Raw genomic sequence first — 17747 nt, forward strand, 5'->3', positions numbered from 1 at the left:
GAATTGCTTACTCAACAATACTATTAAACCTGTCAATTTTTTGGCAGGTTTTTTTATGGGCAAAAAAATAAATTCCCAAATCTAAAACCTTCAATCTCTTTTATTGAATATTTCTATCAACTGATCAGCATCCGTATTCAAGCAAATTCATCCTTTCGAAAAAAAAGACGTAAATTTGAAGTGTTCTAAATAAGAGCTTTTTAATTTAAAAATTTAATAAATGTTTGACATCCAACAAATAAGAAGTCAGTTTTCTATATTAGACCAGCAGGTGAACGGGAAACCATTGGTTTACCTGGATAATGCAGCAACCTCCCAAAAACCGCATTCGGTTTTACAAGTTTGGAATCAATATTATACAGAGATCAATGCCAACGTACACCGTGGTATTCATACGCTTAGCCAGTTGGCGACCGAAGAAATGGAGCTTTCAAGAAGAAAGGTTCAACGGTTCATCAATGCAAAGCATGACTTTGAAGTCATTTTTACAAAAGGAACCACAGAGGGATTAAACCTCATCGCTTATATTTTGACCCAGAAGCTTAAAAAAGATGATGAGATAATCATTTCTTACCTGGAGCATCATTCCAATATTGTTCCATGGCAAATGCTTTGTGACAGAACCGGAGCCAAGCTTAGGGTAATTCCAATCGATGAGAACGGAATTCTTCAGCTGGATTTCCTGGATCAGTTTTTAAGCGAAAAAACAAAAGTAGTTTCTGTAAATCAGGTTTCAAATGCTTTAGGTATTGTAAACCCTATTGAAGAAATTATTGCTAAAACAAGAAAGAATTCTGATGCCTATATCGTGATTGACGGTGCACAGTCTGCTCCGCATTTTACCATTGATGTGCAAAAGCTGGATTGTGATTTCTTTGTGTTTTCAGGACATAAAATGTACGCTCCGATGGGAACGGGTATTTTATACGGAAAACAGGACATTTTGGAAGCTCTACCTCCATTTCATGGAGGAGGAGAGATGATTGCTACCTGCTCATTTGATGGAACAACCTATGCTGGGCTACCTTTTAAATATGAAGCCGGAACACCTAATGTAGGTGGAAACATTGCTTTGGGAGCAGCTATAGATTTTATTGGAAAAGTAGGTCAGGATGCTATTCAGAAACATGAAAATGCTTTGCTGGATTATGCTCAGAGACAACTTCTGGAAATTGAGAACATCAAGATTTATGGAGAGAAAGCGAACAGGACAGGGGTAGTTTCCTTTAATCTTGAGGGAACGGGTATTTCCTCGGATGTTGGGATGATCCTCGATAAAATGGGGATTGCTGTAAGAACAGGGCATCATTGTACGCAGCCGATTATGGATTTCTTTAATATTGCAGGTACAGTACGGGCAAGTTTTGCGGTTTATAATACTTTTGAAGAAATTGACAAGCTTGTAGAAGGAGTGAAGAAAGCTCAGCAAATGTTGGGATAAAAATACAGAAAGCAGTTGACTAACTGCTTTCTTTTTAAGTTAATCCTGAGGAATGCAGTAGCATCTTCCTTCAATAATCACCTGAACATATCCAATAGCACATTCAAGACAGATTTCTCCGCCGGCTATGATGTTCTTCATTTTTTCTTTGTCTAATTTTTTCATATTCAATGATTTAAATGTTAACATAAAGATAATTAAAATATCACCCGATAATTAATAGATCCTCCAAATTTTGGAGGATTTATTGATTTTAATGCTACAATAGGAGCAGCATGTTTGTAAATAATAGACTTTACCAATCTGTGAGATAGGAAATTTTATATCTCATCATCCTGGTTCTTGGAGTAATTTTGTCTGGTCTAAATTTAATTAATTTATGGAATTAATAGAAAAACTGAACTGGAGATTTGCAACGAAAGCAATGAACGGTCAAAAAGTACCACAGGAAAAAGTGGATAAAATATTGGAAGCGGCAAGACTTGCGCCTACATCCAGCGGGCTTCAGCCTTTTGAGATTATTGTGATCACTAATCAGGACGTAAAAGAGCAGATCAAACCCCATGCATGGAATCAGCCGCAAATTGCAGACTGTTCCCATCTTTTGGTTTTTGCTGCCTGGGATAATTATACGGAAGACAGAATCAACAGTATGTTTGATCTTACCAATGAGATCAGAGGTTTTAAAAATGAAGGCTGGGAGAATTACAGACAAATGTTATTAGCTACCTACCCTCAGAGATCCGCCGAAGAGAATTTCATTCATGCGGCAAAACAGGCCTATATTTCTTTTAGTGCGGCAATTATTGCAGCTGCGTTTGAAGGAGTAGATTCAACACCAATGGAAGGTTTTTCCCCTGAAGAAGTAGATAAAATTTTAAACTTAAAAGAGAAAGGCTTGAAAAGTGTATTACTTTTACCTTTAGGGTACAGGAATTCTGAATCCGATTGGTTAGTGAACCTCACTAAAGTAAGAAAGTCTAAAGAAAATTTCATTACAGAAATTAACTAATATATTAAAAAACAAATCCCGTTCAGAGATGAACGGGATTTTATATTGTAAAACTTAGTTTAGATTAAATAGTGGGTTTCCAATCCACGACAGCTCTAATAAAAGCTTCTGCATTTTCTACCGGGATGTTTGGTAAAATTCCATGACCAAGGTTAGCAATGTATCTGTCTTTTCCAAAACGGTTGATCATTTCGGTTACCATCTTCTTGATCGTTTCCGGAGTTGAATGAAGCCTTGCCGGGTCAAAATTCCCCTGAAGCGTCATCGTATGATTTGTTAATGTTCTTGCAAGCTCAGGAGTAATGGTCCAGTCTACTCCTAAGGCAGAAACTTTAGACATCGTCATATCTTCCAGCGCAAACCAGCATCCTTTTCCAAATACCACCACATGAGTAAGCGGGCTTAATGCTTCCACAATCTGATTGATGTATTGCCAAGAGAATTCCTGATAATCCTGAGGAGATAACATTCCTCCCCATGAATCAAAAACCTGAACCGCAGAGACCCCTTTTTCAACCTTTCTCTTCAGGTAGGCAATTGTAGTATCTGTAATTTTTTGAAGTAACAAATGAGCGGCTTCCGGCTGTTGGAAGCAGAATGATTTGGCTATATCAAAAGCTTTACTTCCCTTTCCTTCTATACAGTAGCAGAGAATTGTCCATGGAGACCCGGCAAAACCAATTAAAGGAATTTCGTTATCCAATTTAATTAATGTAAGCTCAATAGCATCAAAAACGTATCCTAAAGTATCATTCACATCAGGAACGACAACATTCTGAACCTGTTCCATTGTTCTGATCGGGTTATCCAGCCATGGGCCCACATTTTCCTTCATTTTAAAATCAATTCCCATTGCCTGCGGAACTACTAAAATATCAGAAAACAGGATCGCGGCATCTAAAGGAAATCTGCGGATGGGCTGTACAGTAATTTCAGATGCCAATTCAGGAGTCTGACATCTTGTGAAGAAGTCATATTTATCCCGAAGTGCAATGAATTCCGGCAGGTATCTTCCGGCCTGTCTCATCATCCATACTGGCGGCCTTTCTACCGTTTCTCCGCGGAGTGCTTTTAAATATAAGTCGTTTTTAATCATAATTTATTTAAACTAATACGGCCGTTCCCGGCACTCATTATTTTTAACAGCCAGCCTTGCAGCTGCTCAAAGTTCTTTTTTTATCAGCCCAAAAATAGAAGCCAGTGTATTTTCTTCCGATGTGAAAATGTTTCCTGTGGTGTGCTTCCTCAGTTCATTTGAGGTCGTTTCGCCAATGGAAAAAATCTTCATTTCTTCTAAAGAGTTGAGTTTTGCAAAACTACGAACTCCGCTTGGACTAAAAAAAACTGCAGCATGATATTTTTCAGGTAGTGAAGGTTGAATTTCTTCAGTCTTGTAAATAGTGATTTTTTTGTACCGGATATTCTGCAGAGGAAGATCTTTATCCAACACATCGAGGGCCAGATTGCCGCAGAAGTGTAAAAACTGTTCGTGCTGGCAGTTTCCTATAATAAACCTTGATAGCGTTTCGGCATTTTTCAGCACCTTAAATGTTCCGAAACCGTATTTTCTCAGTTCACGTTTTGTTTTCTCCCCGACACAGTAGATTTTATTGTAATTTTTTGCAGTAAAATCTTCGTTGGGCTTGAAGTGGTTTTTAAAAAATGCACTGACACCATTGACACTGGTAAAAATCAGAGAATGGCTTTTCAAATCAAAAGCATCTATTTGTATAGGTTTTGTTCTAATTACCTCAATACAGTCAGCCGAAATATCCGATCCTAATTCTTTGGATAATAAATGGGTGTCTATGGTTTTGGTAAATAGAATTTTCATTACGGCTTTTCTTTTAAATGTAAATCAGCAACTAACAGTCTTACTTTTTTCATAAAATCTTTTCCCGGATCATCTTTAACGGTAAAATAGTTCGGGTTGGTCTCTCTCCAAAGTTTAGATCCTCTAAATATACCATATTCTGAATGTCCTATAAGATATTCTATATTGTATTTTTTGGTTAAATATCGAATTAATTGGGCATTTGATGCAGATTGCTTTTCAGTAAGCGGCTGATTTTTACTTCCTATATTTTCAATACCAATCGCACAGTAATTGAGTCCGATGGTGTGTCTTGCGAATGTATTAGGCTCCATCAGCTGGTAGATGGTACCGTCCCGGTCTACAATAAACTGTGAAGAAACATTTAAAACACTTTGCTTTTTTAGAACATTTCTGGCAGACTCCAGGTAAGTCTTGTTGAAGTATTTATAATTTGTTTCAACCGTTCCGCCGGCAGTGTAGTGCAGTACAATTATTTTAGGCGAAATAACAGCTGAATTCTGAATAATATTATAATGATCCTTAAGGTACTCTATGCTTAAACGTATTCTTTCAGGAGAATAATCAATAGGTTTACTGATTATTTTAAATTCGTTGGTCTGAGCTTTTATACAGCATGTGATCAATACCAATAAAGCATACATAAAGTGTTTCATAAAAATAGCTTATTTAGGGTACTGATAATGTCCTGTAATGGTATATTTAAAAAGGATATCTTCCAGCACTTGTCCGGCTCCTATATTGTGTACGATCAAAAATCTCTTTCCGTCTGCCGATTTTTTATTGACAACAATTCCAATATGGGTTAAGTTTCCAGGTAAAATCCAGGTAACAATATCTCCGGGAACATATAATGCAGGATTGGTTTCTATGGATTTTTGTTTTCCAAATGTTGAAAAAAAGACGGCAAGATTGGGAACTCTCCGATGGTCAATATTCGTATCAGGCTTTTTTAAGCCCCATGTTTTTGGATATTTTGAAAAATTTTTCTCCATATCCTCATGTACTTCTTTTTGCAGATCAATGCCTACTTTTCTGTACGCCCTGATAATAACGTCTGTACAAACACCTTTATTTGAAGGAACATCTCCATTGGGATAGGGAAGTATAAAATACGCAGGATCATACGCAATTGTTTTGTCTATAATCCCCAGAGCAGCATCCGATACCCGAAATGCAAATGTATTCTGTGCATTTGCAGTAAACACACAGAATCCGAATACTAATAAAATCAGGGACTTTTTCATTATTTTGTACTTGAATATAGATAAGGTACAAATATGCCTAAAAGTTCTTACAATGAACCTTTAATTTCAGTCATGAGCTCTTTTCCTCCATTTTCGAGAACGACCTTGGCAAACTTTTCACCAAAGTTCTCGGTTTCGTTGTACTCAAAATTTTCGTCGGTAGAAATACAGTTTTTACCATCCAAGGAGCAAAGGGCTGCTTTAAAGCGGATCTGGTTTTCGATGATCTCTGCAAAAGCTCCGATAGGGGCGGTACATCCGCCTTCCAGGGTGCTCAGGAAGTTTCTTTCGATCTCTACACAGATCTGTGTCTCTTTATGATTGATGGTGCGTAAGATTTCATTGATTTCCTTTTTGTCAGAATGGCCTGCAACCGCGACAACACCTTGAGAAGGAGCTGGAATCATAAAAGGCATCATCTCATATTCAGTATCCATCTTCATTCTTTTGATTCCCGCTAATGATAAAATAGTAGCATCAAAATCCTGATCTTCCAGTTTCTGAAGACGTGTCTGGATATTTCCACGGATGTCTGAAAAAACAGCTTCCGGATAATATTTTAACCAGAAAGCGCGTCTTCTTAAACTGCTTGTTGCAAGTTTCAGTTCATGGAATTCTTTAGTTTTGGATGCTTCTTTACGGATCAGGACGTCTTGTGGATAATCTCTTTCCAGATAAGCGATCAGCTCAATATTTTCTGGGAGCTTGGTAGGAACATCTTTCAGAGAATGTACTGCAATATCAATTTCATCATTCAATAGGGCAGTATCAAGGTCTCTTGTGAAGACACCTGTAATTCCTAAAGAATAAAGGGGTTGATTGAGATTTTTATCGCCTGAAGAAACGATAGGAACAATCTCTGTAATATAATTGCTGTTTTGAAGGTGCCTGGCAACCTCTCTTGCCTGCCAAAGTGCAAGTGCGGAATTTCTTGTTCCGATTCTAATGCTTTTCATTGAATTCGTTGTTTGGTTGTTCAACTAATATTTCGTGCATTAATTTACTAATTTCTTCGGCTTTCAAAGGATTATCGATGATATATTTTGCAAAACGATTGGTGATTTTCTGAATCATTTTTTCAGAAAGCTCCATGTCGTTGATATTGATGTACTTGTTTTTTCGGTAGAAGTTATGCATTTCGTTGCGCTCCATATTTTTTAAAGACGCTTTAAAATGGTGGATGTTGGGAGCCAGTTTTCTCTTTTTCTCCCATTCAAGAAAATCTTTGGTCATTTCCTTGATGATCTTTTCTGCCTTTGGAATTTCTTTTTCTCTCTGCTGGATGGTTTGCTGGATCTGTTTAGAAAGTTCATCCACATCAATGAGAGTTACATTCTCATTGTTGGTGACGTTTTTTTCTACATTGTGCGGAATAGAAAGATCGATCACCAATGTTTCTTTGCCATTTGGAAAATGACTTGCATTGATAATAGGTTGTTTTGCTCCCGTTGCCACGATAAGGATATCTGTTTTTTTCAGTTCCTCGTCAAAATCACAATAGTCAACATGAGGAATATTATATTTCTGAGAAATCTTCTCTGCTTTTTCCTGGGTTCTGTTGGCGATTTTTATTTTAGGCTGATAAACATGCTTTACCAGATTTTCAACAGTATTCTGCCCGATTTCTCCCACCCCCAAAAGAAGGATGTTTTTCTCGGTTATTCTTTTTTGATTGTTTAAAATATAATGAACTGCTGCATAGGATACGGATGCAGCTCCATTGGAGATTCCGGTTTCATTTTTAATTCTTTTCGAAATCTGTATCGCAGAATTAATAGCTCTTTCCAGATATGGATTGGAATTTTGTCTTTCTTTTTTAAAACGGCTGTATGCTTTTTTGATCTGCCCGATAATTTCAAAATCCCCGATAATCTGGCTTTCAAGGCCGGCGGCTACTCTGAATAAATGGGTAAGGGCTTCTTCTTTGGTAAGGATATTGGCAAACTGTAGGAAATCAGTGATGTTAACTCCGATTGTTTTGCAGTATTCTTCGGCTACCAGAAGATAATTGGGCGAAGTCGTATAGATCTCTGTCCTGTTGCAGGTAGAAACCACAAAAGCATCCCCTAGATTCTCGTCATGAATTTGGGTGACAAAATTTTTAATATTTTCATCAAAAAACGCAAATTTCCCTCGTGTTTCTCCATCTGCTTTTTCATAGCTTATAGAAAGTACGGCAAAATTTGACGTTTGATGTATGGGGGAATACTGTAACATAAGCGGGGCAAATTTACGTTTTTTTTAATTAAACATTTTCAGATAATGTATATGATAATTATCGTGAAAAACTATAAGAATGGTCTTGGAAACTGGTTTAAGTGGAGTCTGTAATTAATTAAACCAAAACTTAGTAAATATTTTTGAATTTTAATAAAATTTTAACCAAATTATATGCTTATGAAATTTCTTTAGTGGGGTTTAATTTATATCTTTGTAAACTTAAAATCAGAAGAAAAATATGAGTTTATTCGATATGTTTACGCAAGAAATTGCGATAGACCTGGGAACAGCCAATACCCTAATTATCCATAATAATAAAATTGTTATAGATCAGCCGTCAATTGTAGCAATTGAACGTTCTACGGGAAGACCTATTGCTGTTGGTGAACAGGCAAAACATATGCAGGGTAAAACTCACGAAGATATCAAGACCATCCGTCCTTTGAAAGATGGAGTGATTGCAGATTTTCATGCTTCTGAGCATATGATCAAAGAATTTATCAAGAAAATTCCTGGAATTAAAGGAAGATTCATTCAGCCGGCTTTGAGAATTGTTATCTGTATCCCTTCTGGAATTACGGAGGTGGAAAAAAGAGCAGTAAGAGATTCAGCTCAGAAGGTAAATGCAAAAGAAGTAAGGCTGATTTATGAGCCAATGGCTGCTGCAATAGGAGTTGGGATCGATGTACAAAAACCGGAAGGTAATATGATCATCGATATAGGTGGAGGAACTACAGAAATTGCCGTAGTGGCTTTAGGTGGTATTGTATGTGATAAATCTGTGAAAATTGCAGGTGACGTATTTACCAATGATATCGCTTATTTCCTTAGAACACACCATAACCTTTACATTGGTGAAAGAACTGCTGAAAGAATCAAAATTGAAGTGGGATCCGCTGTTGAAGACCTGGATGTTGATATTGAAGATATCCCGGTACAAGGTAGAGACCTTATCACAGGGAAGCCAAAAGAAATTATGGTTGGATATAAAGAGATTGCCCGTGCATTAGACAAATCGATTATCAGAATTGAAGATGCCGTAATGGAAACTCTTTCTCTGACTCCTCCGGAATTGGCCGCTGATATCTACAAGACAGGAATCTATCTTGCAGGTGGTGGCGCACTATTGAGAGGTTTGGCAGACAGACTGCACAAGAAAACGGGACTTCCTGTTTTTGTAGCAGAGGACCCGCTAAGAGCTGTAGTTCGCGGAACAGGAATCGCACTTAAGAATATGGATAAGTTCAATTTCTTAATCAAATAATTTTAACTTTTTACGACTTTATATCTGAATGGGATTCTTGCTGAGATTATTTTCGAAGAACGCTCTTTTTGTCTTCTTTATTTTCTTGCAAATTATTGCTCTGGTTTTGATATTCTCCAAAAACGCCATGCAGAAGTCATGGGTAGCCGGTCAGTCAGCTGCATTGAATTCCTGGATTTCAGGATATATTGATGAAGGGGTTTCTTACCTTAAGCTGAAGCAGACCAATGAAGATCTGGTTACTCAGAACAAAGCTTTGATGCTGGAACTTTATGGAAAAGAAGGGGCTAAAAATCCGGTATTCAGAAAAGTTCATGACACGTTGGGAGGCGGACAGATCTATACATTTGTGGACGGTGAAATTGTTTTTAACAGTATCAACCGAAGAAATAACTACTTTACGATCAATCGTGGCAAAAGAGACGGTGTTTTACCTCAAATGGGCGTAATGGCCCCTAAGGGTATTGCAGGGATCGTTATCAATTCTACAGACAGCTATGCATTAGTTCAGTCTGTTTTAAGCGTTAATAAAATCAGAATTAATGCTGCTCTGAAAAAATCAGGCTATTTTGGGACGTTAACCTGGAATGGTGATAATTCAAGAGTGATGCATTTAGCAGATATTCCAAAATATGTTGCCTTAAAAATTGGTGACAGTGTAGTAACAGATGGTAAATCAGCAATTTTTCCGAAAGGGGTAATGATTGGTACAGTCGCAGGATACTCCGTTGATAATAAAACAGGGTTCTGGGATATTTCTGTTGAGTTAAGTGAGAAGATGGGTGCCTTAAGCAAGGTATATGTGGTGAAAAACCTTAAAAAAGCCGAAGTACAGAAAATTCAGGATACTTTACAGGCTGTAATAAAAAAAGAAAATGATTAGCAGGACTTTATTTACCGATATATTGATCATGATTTTTCTGGTTGCATTACAAATTTTTGTATTGAACAGGATTACCATTTTCGGGAAATATACTCCGGTACTATATCCTGTATTTGTCATGTTCTATCCTTTCTTTAGAAATAAATATCAATTTTTAGCTTTAAGTTTTTTAATCGGACTGTCGGTGGATGCATTTCTCTTTTCATGGGGAATCAACGCATTTGCGACAACACTGATTGCTTATTTCAGAACATTGATTTTCAGGACATCTACGGATACATCTACGGATTTCTTCTCTTTCCAGTCCCTTCAATGGGCGCAGTTTTTACTGTTTTTGTTTTCGAGCATCTTTCTGCATCAGCTTTTAGTACAGTATATCGAGTTCTTTAAGTTCAGCAGATTTTTTGAAATATTACTTAATGTATTGGTAACAAGTATAATTTCCTTTATATTTATCGTTATTTATGCATTAATATTTAAAATCAAACAAAAAGTTTGAAAACACTTTGAACACACGTTATTTAAAAATCTTTTCCGTTTTTGAAGAAAATGACAGTTTGGAATTGTATCAAACTTCAAAAAAAATAGACGAAGAAACTAAAAATACTAAAGGCACTAAAACCAGTAAGCAATGAAATGGACAGAAGGAATAGATAAATTAGGTCTTGGCTTATATTTCCTGCTTTGCATTTTTGCCATTGCAAACATTTATAGTGTTGACCAGAAATTAGGAGAAAAGCAGCTTGTATTTTTCTGTATCTCTTTGGTGGTAGGACTGGTAATTTTTGTGGGAAGAAGCAAGTTTTTCGAAAACATGTCCGGTATTATTTATATTGGCGGAGTATTATTACTCATCGGGCTTTTTCCTTTTGGTAAGGAAATCCTGGGACAGAAAAACTGGTATAAATTCGGAAGCTTTACGATGCAGCCTGTAGAGTTTGCAAAAATCGGGACAGCGCTGATGGTTGCCAATTATGTTTCCGGACCGGATTTTAATCTTAAAAACAGAAAATCTTTATTAACCATATTAGCCATTATCGGAATTCCGGGTGTTGTCGTACTGGCCATTCCTGATGTAGGATCACTATTAGTGTTCCTTGCATTTTTTATTGCACTCTACAGAGAAGGGTTAAATGGATTTTTATTTGGGATTGGTTTTGTTTTTGCGGCTGTCTTTTTAGTTTCGCTTGCAGTACCTCCTTTATATGTTGTCATTGTGATTGTTGTCATCGCGGGTATTTTGATAGCATTGAATTATCATAGAATGTCCTGGGATGTTATTTCTATTGCCAGTATTTCCGGATCGATTCTATTGTTGTGCGGCTTGGCTTTTGGTTCTCCCTATATTTTGGAGAAACTTCCAAAACACCAGAGAGAAAGAATTGAGGTTCTTTTTAAAGGAGAGAAAGCATTTAGAGATACATCAGGCTATAACTTATTATATTCAAAAACAGCCATTGGTTCTGGTGGAGTTTTGGGGAAAGGATATCGTGAAGGATCAGTAACTCAGGGGAAATTTGTTCCGGAACAGGAAACCGACTATATTTTTTGTACCGTAGGCGAAGAATGGGGCTTTTTAGGAAGTGCAATTCTTGTTTTATGTTATATGGTCTATATCGGCAGGATCTATTATCTTGCAGAAAAACAGAAATCCACCTTTAATAGGGTATTCGGATATTGTTTTGCCTCGATCCTGCTCATGCACTTTACGATCAATTTAGGGATGGTTATGGGACTTTTCCCGACCGTTGGTATTCCATTGCCTTATTTCAGTTATGGAGGAAGCTCACTGCTTGCCTTTTCTATGATGACTTTTATTTTCTTTAAGCTAAATTATTCTGATAAGAACAGTCTGGTTTAAAAACTGGAAAACCTCAGCATATACAGCTGGTGTAATAATACTCCGTTAATAAGCGGGAATATAGCCTTTACCATTCATTCAAATTCCATTACAAAATCAAAATCATAAAATATGATGAAGGAAGCTTATGTTTCAGATCAAAATTTTGAAAATACCGACTGCATTCAATTTCCATTAGATCGTGGAGAGTATGAAAACTGTACTTTCAGAAACTACAGTTTTGAATATGCAGATCTGTCAGGATTTAAGTTTACAGACTGCGATTTTATAGGCTGCAATCTGAGTATGGCAAAACTAATCAATACCGCCTTCCGGGATGTGGTTTTTAAAGAATGCAAGATGTTTGGGCTTCAGTTCAGCGACTGTAATGAGTTTGGCCTTTCCTTTAAGTTTGAAAGCTGTTTACTCAATAATTCCATATTCTATAAAACCGTGATTAAAAAGACTTTGTTTAAAGATACGAAACTCACTGAAGTAGATTTTGAGCAATGTGATCTTTCCGGTTCGGTATTCAGCAGCTGTGATTTTACGGGAGCTGTATTCCAAAATACCAATCTTGAGAAAGCGGATCTCAGGACTTCTTTCCATTATTCAATAGATCCCAATATTAACAGGCTTAAGAAGGCTAAATTTTCACTTTCTGAAGTACATGGTCTTCTGTATAAGCTGGACATTCAGATCGAGGGAAACAGCTAGTTTTAGACGGAATTTAATACAACAATAAAAAAGCCATCAAATTTTGATGGCTTCATTATTTAAATCAATTATTTAAAATTAAAAACTTGTCGCTGCAGATGGAGTTGAAGAAGCAAGATTATTATAAGTGTCTCCGTTTTCGTTGATCACTCTTTTTGCAAATCTGAACTTCGGCCCCCAATAAGAATCGTTAAGCGAAGAAATCATTACTCCTTTCGAAGTAGCGGCGTGAATAAATTTGATCTCACCATCTTCAGTTACGCTTTCTACGATACCAACGTGAGAAATTCTTCTTCCGTGAGAAAAGAAAATCAAATCTCCTTTCTGAAGGTTTTCTTTCTCGATCTTTTCTCCTTCCTGAGATTGAGAAGCAGCTACTCTAGGTAAACTAAGACCTGCTGCAGCTCCGAATACAGAAAGAACGAAAGCTGAACAATCAATACCGTTTCTTGTCATCCCACCATATCGGTAAGGAGTGCCCAGGTATGTTTCAGCTTCTGTTAAGATATTATCAATGGTTTTATTATGTTTGATTGCTTTGGCAATCTCAGTATTCTTAATGGATTTTTTTGCGTTAGCGATAGATGCAGCCTTTTCTTCAAGGAAAGAATCAATAAGTCTTTGCTTATCCAATTCCATTCTCTTAGTATCAAGAGAGGCTAGTTTGGCATCTGTTTTGTATTCTTTAGCATAAGTTGCTGGTTGTGATGCTACATAATTCGTAGCGCAAGATTGCAGTGAAACAGTAGAGACTAAAGCAACTAAATAAAACAAAACTCTTTTCTTCATATATATTTGATTATCCGTGTTAAAAAGGAACATTTATTTTCAAAAGCAATACAAAAGTAGAGATTCCAAATAAAAGAGCCCTGATATGATTATTGTCAGGTTCTTATTTTAACACACTTTAACATATAAAGCATGTATGTTAAGGAAAAACAAACCGCAATGTCCCTTTTTTCGTGGGGTTGCGGTTTTTTTTATTAAGATCCTTTAACAAAATAAATCGCTTTTCCTTTATTAATCGTGATTTAAGATTTACAACTCCACTTTTCACTACTGTTAATTAAGCAAAAAAAACTCCCCGGAAAACCGGAGAGTTTAACTAATATGGAACTTTACAGATGTTATCTTGTGAATAACATTTCTCTATATTTCGTCATTGGCCAAAGCTCATCATCTACCATCATCTCAAGATCATCAGAAGCTTCTCTGATGCCATCGAATAAAGGTATTACTTTTTCACAGTAGGTTTCTGCCTGCTTTTGGCTGTTGGACGTTGCTTTTGCAGCTTCTCTTGCTTTCATAAGATCCTCAACCCCTAATTTGATTTTAGAGATGTTTCCGGAAATCTGAGTAATTAAACTCATTTGTTCTTTCGCTAAAGTCTTGAATTCTTTTTCTCCGAAGATTTCTTTAAGACCTTTTACATTTTCAATTAATCTGTTTTGATAATTTAAAGCAGAAGGAATAATGTGGTTCCTTGCGATATCACTTAAAACTCTTGCTTCAATATCAATAACGGTAGAGTATTTCTCAAGTTTAATTTCATTTCTCGCCTCAACTTCTCTGTGAGTGAAGATTCCCATTTCCTCATACAGATCTACAAACTTCTTATCCATTTCCTGCTTAAGCGCTTCCGGAGTGGTTTTTAAGTTGTTCAGGCCTCTTTTCTTAGCTTCTTTTGCCCAATCATCAGAATATCCGTCACCTTCAAACATAATGCTTTTAGACTGCTTAATGTATTCTCTTAAAACGTTGAAAATAGCTTCGTCTTTCTTTAATCCTGTTTCAATTAAAGCATCCACTTCTTTTTTGAAATCGTTTAATTGTTTTGCAGCGATGGTATTCATTACCGTCATAGATTCTGCGCAGTTTGCAGAAGAACCTACTGCTCTGATCTCAAATTTATTTCCGGTAAATGCAAATGGAGATGTTCTGTTTCTGTCAGTATTATCTAAAAGAATTTCAGGGATTTTTCCAACAACATTAAGCTTAAGATCTGTTTTTTCGTCCGGAGAAAGTTTTCCTTCCGTTACTTTTTCCAGTTCTTCCAATACTCTGAACAGCTGGCTTCCGATAAATACAGAGATAATTGCTGGTGGAGCTTCATTGGCACCTAATCTGTGGTCATTGCTTGCAGACGCGATGCTTGCTCTTAAAAGATCGGCATATTCATGAACTGCTTTGATGGCATTCACGAAGAACGTTAAGAACTGTAAGTTTTTCTTAGGGTTTTTTCCCGGGCTTAATAGGTTTTCTCCCGTGTCAGTTGCTAGAGACCAGTTGTTATGCTTCCCGCTTCCGTTTACTCCTGCGAATGGCTTTTCGTGGAATAAAATATGGAAATGGTGTTTGTGAGCAACTCTCGCCATGATGTCCATTAATAAAGAGTTATGGTCAACGGCAACGTTTACTTCTTCAAACATTGGTGCAAGCTCAAACTGATTTGGAGCTACCTCGTTATGTCTTGTTGTTACAGGAATTCCCAGTTTCATACATTCGATTTCCAGCTCTTTCATGAAGTTCATTACTCGCGTAGGAATAGAACCGAAATAGTGGTCATCCAATTGTTGCCCCTTTGCAGGAGAATGTCCTAATAAGGTTTTACCTGTTAAAACAAGATCCGGACGGGACTGGAATAATGCTGAATCTACTAAGAAATATTCTTGCTCCCAACCTAAAGTAGGAGTTACTTTTGTTACGTTTTTGTCAAAATACTGCATTACATTAGTTGCAGCTTCATCTACAGCATTCAAAGCTCTTAAAAGAGGGGCTTTATAATCTAACGTTTCTCCTGTGTAAGAAATGAAGATGGAAGGAATACAAAGAGTCGTTCCCATGATAAACGCTGGAGAAGTAGGATCCCAAGCGGTGTATCCTCTGGCTTCGAAAGTATTTCTGATCCCTCCGTTCGGGAAAGAAGAGGCGTCTGGTTCTTGCTGGATCAGCATTCCGCCACTGAATCTTTCGATAGCTCTGCCTCCTTCAATAGGAGTGAAGAAAGAGTCGTGCTTTTCTGCTGTGCTTCCTGTCAACGGCTGGAACCAGTGTGTATAGTGAGTTACTCCTTTGCTCATTGCCCAATCTTTCATAGCAACGGCTACCTGATCTGCAATTAATCGCTGGATTTTTGTTCCTTTCTTGATCGCATCCATGATTGATTGGAATGCTTCTTTTGTTAAATATTCTCTCATTGTGTTTTCAGAGAATACATTTTCACAAAATAGTTCAGATAATTTAGCAGGAATTTCTACTGAATTATCCTTTCTAAAGTCCTTGAATGGTAATGTTTCTAATGCTTTGAATCTTAAAGTTGACATATTAAGGTTGTATTTTGTGGGGCAAATTTACAAAAAAAATGAATTCAAAACATTTTAACCCTAAAAAATATAGGGGTAGTTGTAGAAAAAATATTTTTCAAACGCTTATTTAACTTTTTTGCAGCTTTATAAAGTTAATATTCTTAAACAGCTTGTTAAAAGATGCTTAAAATAAAATTGACCAAAGAGTTGTATATTTGTGTGAAATTTATTTTATGACAAATTCTAGAGCAAGAGAGACCACAGAGGCAATTGAAAGACTATACATTTCTATGAGACATTTGTTTTATAGAGGATTTTTCAAGCCTGGGGGTGTTTCTGGAGAAAGTATCAGAAGCTTGTTGAAAACGATCAATCCTGAAATTTATGGGACCATGAATATTCCAAATAAGCTGGAGCTTGATGGTTTGATGTATGTTTTAGACAGACTTCCGGAGGGGATTGAAGAATGTGCATTTATTCATCTTACGTCAGATGAAGGTTTCGATAAAGGAAGTTTCGAACCTATTGTTCCTAAAAAGAGAAGAAGAAACTGCTATAGAATAGACGAGCATCAGATGAATATCGAGGTTCTTTTGGGCCGTTCAGAAATTTATGATATCCTTACCCATTTAACCTTTTTATTTATAGAGGCTGATAAAGTACGTAACCTGGCTTTCCTTCAGGATGAAAACTGGAAACCGACACGTGCGTGGAAAATTATAGAAGAAGTAGTAAAAGGAGAAAAGAAATTCAGCAGAAAAGAAAAAGAAGTAGCGTTAATACACCTTTCTTCTTTAATGGGAAGAACATTTGAGGAAACACTGAATGCCTACAATACTTTTGGAGATGATGAAAACCCAGACCGTTTATTCAAAATTATTTATAATCTTGGAAAAGTAAGTTTAGAAGATGCTAAACAGACCAGAGAGAGAGAGATTCATTTCAGTGCTATATTAAAGGAAAGAGTAGGGCACCATTATTTTGGTGAAAAATGGGCGAATAAAGTAAAAGAAGTTTTATTTGAAAATGATCTTCATATGCGCCCGCTGCATATTATTTCTGCGAATATGCACTCTGTGAAAAATATGCTGTACGCCAATGATGCCCTTAAGAAAAAAGAGCATAAAGAGGTGGACTATAAAATGTATGGCGATATTTCTGACAAGAAAGAACTTCGTGACAAAGTTTCTAAATATGCGTTGGATGAAGGTTTAATCTATATCAATGATAAAAGCGGAAGTAATATTGATGTACAAATCATAGACCTCAGCAAAACAGACCTGAAAAACACACCGTTCGGACACATGAAATATGCTGGTGACGATGTTATTTTAGTATTTGATTATGCTTTCGGAGAGCAGGCTTATGAAGTAATGGATGAATTGCTAAGACCTTTCGAACAGAAAGGAGAAGTCTATATGATGAAAGTGAAGTCTGTTTCCATCATGGGGAAAGCAGGAATTTTAGAAGGTGCGAAAGGGGATATTATGATCCCTACTTCTCATATTTTTGAAGGAACTGCGGATAACTATCCTTTTGAAAATGCCTTAAAACTTGATGATTTCAAAGATGATGAACTGAAAGCATTTGAAGGAACCATGATCACTGTTTTAGGAACTTCACTTCAGAACAGAGACATCTTATCTTATTTTATGCATACTTCATGGAAAGCGATCGGTCTTGAAATGGAAGGAGCGCATTACCAGAAAGCAATTCAGGTGGCTTCTAAAATCAGACACCACATTGCACCGGATCTGTTTGTATGTTATGCTTATTATGCTTCGGATAATCCACTGGAAACCGGAAGTACATTATCTTCAGGAGGACTTGGACTTACAGGCGTAAAACCTACGTATCTGATTACCCAGAAGATTCTTGAAAAGATTTTAGACAGCGGGAAAAAACAAAGCTCGAAAAAATAATCTTCAACAAAATAAGAAAAGCCCCGAATGTTATCCATTTGGGGCTTTTTTATGAAATTTCA

At 36.7% G+C, this 17747-nt stretch carries 17 protein-coding genes; 8 read left to right on the plus strand and 9 right to left on the minus strand.

Translation table 11 applies throughout. The annotated features are described in order from the left end of the window. Positions 1–220 precede the first annotated feature (220 nt). A complete protein-coding gene (locus SB679_RS03755) occupies positions 221–1441 on the plus strand; it encodes an aminotransferase class V-fold PLP-dependent enzyme (RefSeq protein ID WP_410700878.1) in 1221 nt (406 codons plus the stop codon). 39 nt (positions 1442–1480) lie between these two features. On the opposite strand, the gene SB679_RS03760 is transcribed toward SB679_RS03755, so the two are convergent. Beyond that, positions 1481–1606 carry a GNAT family acetyltransferase gene (locus SB679_RS03760; protein ID WP_410700879.1) on the minus strand — a complete coding sequence of 42 codons (126 nt, stop codon included), beginning with the start codon at positions 1604–1606 and terminating at the stop codon, positions 1481–1483. Between the two features lie 214 nt (positions 1607–1820). On the opposite strand from SB679_RS03760, the gene SB679_RS03765 reads away from it, so the two are divergent. Next, positions 1821–2453: a nitroreductase family protein gene (locus SB679_RS03765; protein ID WP_034708737.1), complete on the plus strand. Its 633-nt coding sequence runs from the start codon at positions 1821–1823 to the stop codon at positions 2451–2453. A 64-nt stretch (positions 2454–2517) separates the two neighbouring features. Here SB679_RS03765 and hemE read toward each other — a convergent pair whose 3' ends face one another. The 6 genes from hemE to hemA form a co-directional block, all read right to left on the minus strand. Further along, positions 2518–3549 (minus strand): uroporphyrinogen decarboxylase, encoded by a 1032-nt coding sequence (hemE, locus tag SB679_RS03770; RefSeq protein WP_034708735.1) that lies wholly within the window; start codon positions 3547–3549, stop codon positions 2518–2520. A gap of 66 nt (positions 3550–3615) precedes the next feature. Further along, on the minus strand, positions 3616–4287 hold the full coding sequence (locus SB679_RS03775; protein ID WP_410700880.1) for a uroporphyrinogen-III synthase: 672 nt from the start codon (positions 4285–4287) through the stop codon (positions 3616–3618). Continuing rightward, positions 4287–4943 carry an N-acetylmuramoyl-L-alanine amidase gene (locus SB679_RS03780; protein WP_410700881.1) on the minus strand — a complete coding sequence of 219 codons (657 nt, stop codon included), beginning with the start codon at positions 4941–4943 and terminating at the stop codon, positions 4287–4289. The genes SB679_RS03775 and SB679_RS03780 overlap by 1 nt, the downstream gene beginning before the upstream one ends. A gap of 9 nt (positions 4944–4952) precedes the next feature. After that, positions 4953–5534, minus strand: a complete 582-nt coding sequence (locus SB679_RS03785; RefSeq protein ID WP_410700882.1) for a DUF1287 domain-containing protein — start codon at positions 5532–5534, stop codon at positions 4953–4955. A 47-nt stretch (positions 5535–5581) separates the two neighbouring features. Continuing rightward, positions 5582–6490 (minus strand): hydroxymethylbilane synthase, encoded by a 909-nt coding sequence (gene hemC / locus SB679_RS03790; RefSeq protein ID WP_410700883.1) that lies wholly within the window; start codon positions 6488–6490, stop codon positions 5582–5584. After that, on the minus strand, positions 6477–7751 hold the full coding sequence (hemA, locus tag SB679_RS03795) for a glutamyl-tRNA reductase (RefSeq protein ID WP_410700884.1): 1275 nt from the start codon (positions 7749–7751) through the stop codon (positions 6477–6479). The genes hemC and hemA overlap by 14 nt, the downstream gene beginning before the upstream one ends. A 241-nt stretch (positions 7752–7992) precedes the next feature. Here hemA and SB679_RS03800 point away from each other — a divergent pair, with 241 nt between their 5' ends. The 5 genes from SB679_RS03800 (at position 7993) to SB679_RS03820 (ending at position 12458) form a co-directional block, all read left to right on the plus strand. Then, entirely contained in the window at positions 7993–9018 is a 1026-nt protein-coding gene (locus SB679_RS03800; RefSeq protein ID WP_034708722.1) for a rod shape-determining protein, read from the plus strand. A gap of 28 nt (positions 9019–9046) precedes the next feature. Then, positions 9047–9901, plus strand: coding sequence for a rod shape-determining protein MreC (gene mreC / locus SB679_RS03805; RefSeq protein WP_410700885.1), 855 nt, complete (start codon positions 9047–9049; stop codon positions 9899–9901). Then, positions 9894–10400 carry a hypothetical protein gene (locus SB679_RS03810; RefSeq protein WP_034708717.1) on the plus strand — a complete coding sequence of 169 codons (507 nt, stop codon included), beginning with the start codon at positions 9894–9896 and terminating at the stop codon, positions 10398–10400. Before mreC ends, SB679_RS03810 begins: the two co-directional genes overlap by 8 nt. Positions 10401–10532: 132 nt before the next feature. Then, positions 10533–11762 carry a rod shape-determining protein RodA gene (rodA, locus tag SB679_RS03815; protein ID WP_410700886.1) on the plus strand — a complete coding sequence of 410 codons (1230 nt, stop codon included), beginning with the start codon at positions 10533–10535 and terminating at the stop codon, positions 11760–11762. 111 nt (positions 11763–11873) lie between these two features. Further along, positions 11874–12458: a pentapeptide repeat-containing protein gene (locus tag SB679_RS03820; RefSeq protein ID WP_410700887.1), complete on the plus strand. Its 585-nt coding sequence runs from the start codon at positions 11874–11876 to the stop codon at positions 12456–12458. A 78-nt stretch (positions 12459–12536) separates the two neighbouring features. Here the strand turns inward: SB679_RS03820 and SB679_RS03825 are convergent, their stop codons facing one another. Together SB679_RS03825 and SB679_RS03830 are read right to left on the minus strand one after the other, a co-directional pair. Next, on the minus strand, positions 12537–13247 hold the full coding sequence (locus SB679_RS03825; protein ID WP_410700888.1) for a C40 family peptidase: 711 nt from the start codon (positions 13245–13247) through the stop codon (positions 12537–12539). Positions 13248–13585: 338 nt separating this feature from the next. Beyond that, positions 13586–15781 carry a glutamine synthetase III gene (locus SB679_RS03830; RefSeq protein WP_410700889.1) on the minus strand — a complete coding sequence of 732 codons (2196 nt, stop codon included), beginning with the start codon at positions 15779–15781 and terminating at the stop codon, positions 13586–13588. 215 nt (positions 15782–15996) lie between these two features. On the opposite strand from SB679_RS03830, the gene SB679_RS03835 reads away from it, so the two are divergent. After that, complete coding sequence (locus tag SB679_RS03835) at positions 15997–17685, plus strand: DUF6909 family protein (RefSeq protein WP_410700890.1); 1689 nt, start codon at positions 15997–15999, stop codon at positions 17683–17685. The last annotated feature ends 62 nt before the right edge of the window (positions 17686–17747 follow it).

The organism is Chryseobacterium sp. SIMBA_029 (assembly GCF_046535275.1).
GTDB lineage: Bacteria > Bacteroidota > Bacteroidia > Flavobacteriales > Weeksellaceae > Chryseobacterium.

What these genes read in the sequence shown, in the direction of transcription:
- SB679_RS03755 (WP_410700878.1), top strand. Translation starts at nt 221, where the DNA reads ATGTTTGACATCCAACAAATAAGAAGTCAGTTTTCTATATTAGACCAG.
- SB679_RS03760 (WP_410700879.1), bottom strand. Translation starts at nt 1,606, where the DNA reads ATGAAAAAATTAGACAAAGAAAAAATGAAGAACATCATAGCCGGCGGA.
- SB679_RS03765 (WP_034708737.1), top strand. Translation starts at nt 1,821, where the DNA reads ATGGAATTAATAGAAAAACTGAACTGGAGATTTGCAACGAAAGCAATG.
- hemE (WP_034708735.1), bottom strand. Translation starts at nt 3,549, where the DNA reads ATGATTAAAAACGACTTATATTTAAAAGCACTCCGCGGAGAAACGGTA.
- SB679_RS03775 (WP_410700880.1), bottom strand. Translation starts at nt 4,287, where the DNA reads ATGAAAATTCTATTTACCAAAACCATAGACACCCATTTATTATCCAAA.
- SB679_RS03780 (WP_410700881.1), bottom strand. Translation starts at nt 4,943, where the DNA reads ATGAAACACTTTATGTATGCTTTATTGGTATTGATCACATGCTGTATA.
- SB679_RS03785 (WP_410700882.1), bottom strand. Translation starts at nt 5,534, where the DNA reads ATGAAAAAGTCCCTGATTTTATTAGTATTCGGATTCTGTGTGTTTACT.
- hemC (WP_410700883.1), bottom strand. Translation starts at nt 6,490, where the DNA reads ATGAAAAGCATTAGAATCGGAACAAGAAATTCCGCACTTGCACTTTGG.
- hemA (WP_410700884.1), bottom strand. Translation starts at nt 7,751, where the DNA reads ATGTTACAGTATTCCCCCATACATCAAACGTCAAATTTTGCCGTACTT.
- SB679_RS03800 (WP_034708722.1), top strand. Translation starts at nt 7,993, where the DNA reads ATGAGTTTATTCGATATGTTTACGCAAGAAATTGCGATAGACCTGGGA.
- mreC (WP_410700885.1), top strand. Translation starts at nt 9,047, where the DNA reads ATGGGATTCTTGCTGAGATTATTTTCGAAGAACGCTCTTTTTGTCTTC.
- SB679_RS03810 (WP_034708717.1), top strand. Translation starts at nt 9,894, where the DNA reads ATGATTAGCAGGACTTTATTTACCGATATATTGATCATGATTTTTCTG.
- rodA (WP_410700886.1), top strand. Translation starts at nt 10,533, where the DNA reads ATGAAATGGACAGAAGGAATAGATAAATTAGGTCTTGGCTTATATTTC.
- SB679_RS03820 (WP_410700887.1), top strand. Translation starts at nt 11,874, where the DNA reads ATGATGAAGGAAGCTTATGTTTCAGATCAAAATTTTGAAAATACCGAC.
- SB679_RS03825 (WP_410700888.1), bottom strand. Translation starts at nt 13,247, where the DNA reads ATGAAGAAAAGAGTTTTGTTTTATTTAGTTGCTTTAGTCTCTACTGTT.
- SB679_RS03830 (WP_410700889.1), bottom strand. Translation starts at nt 15,781, where the DNA reads ATGTCAACTTTAAGATTCAAAGCATTAGAAACATTACCATTCAAGGAC.
- SB679_RS03835 (WP_410700890.1), top strand. Translation starts at nt 15,997, where the DNA reads ATGACAAATTCTAGAGCAAGAGAGACCACAGAGGCAATTGAAAGACTA.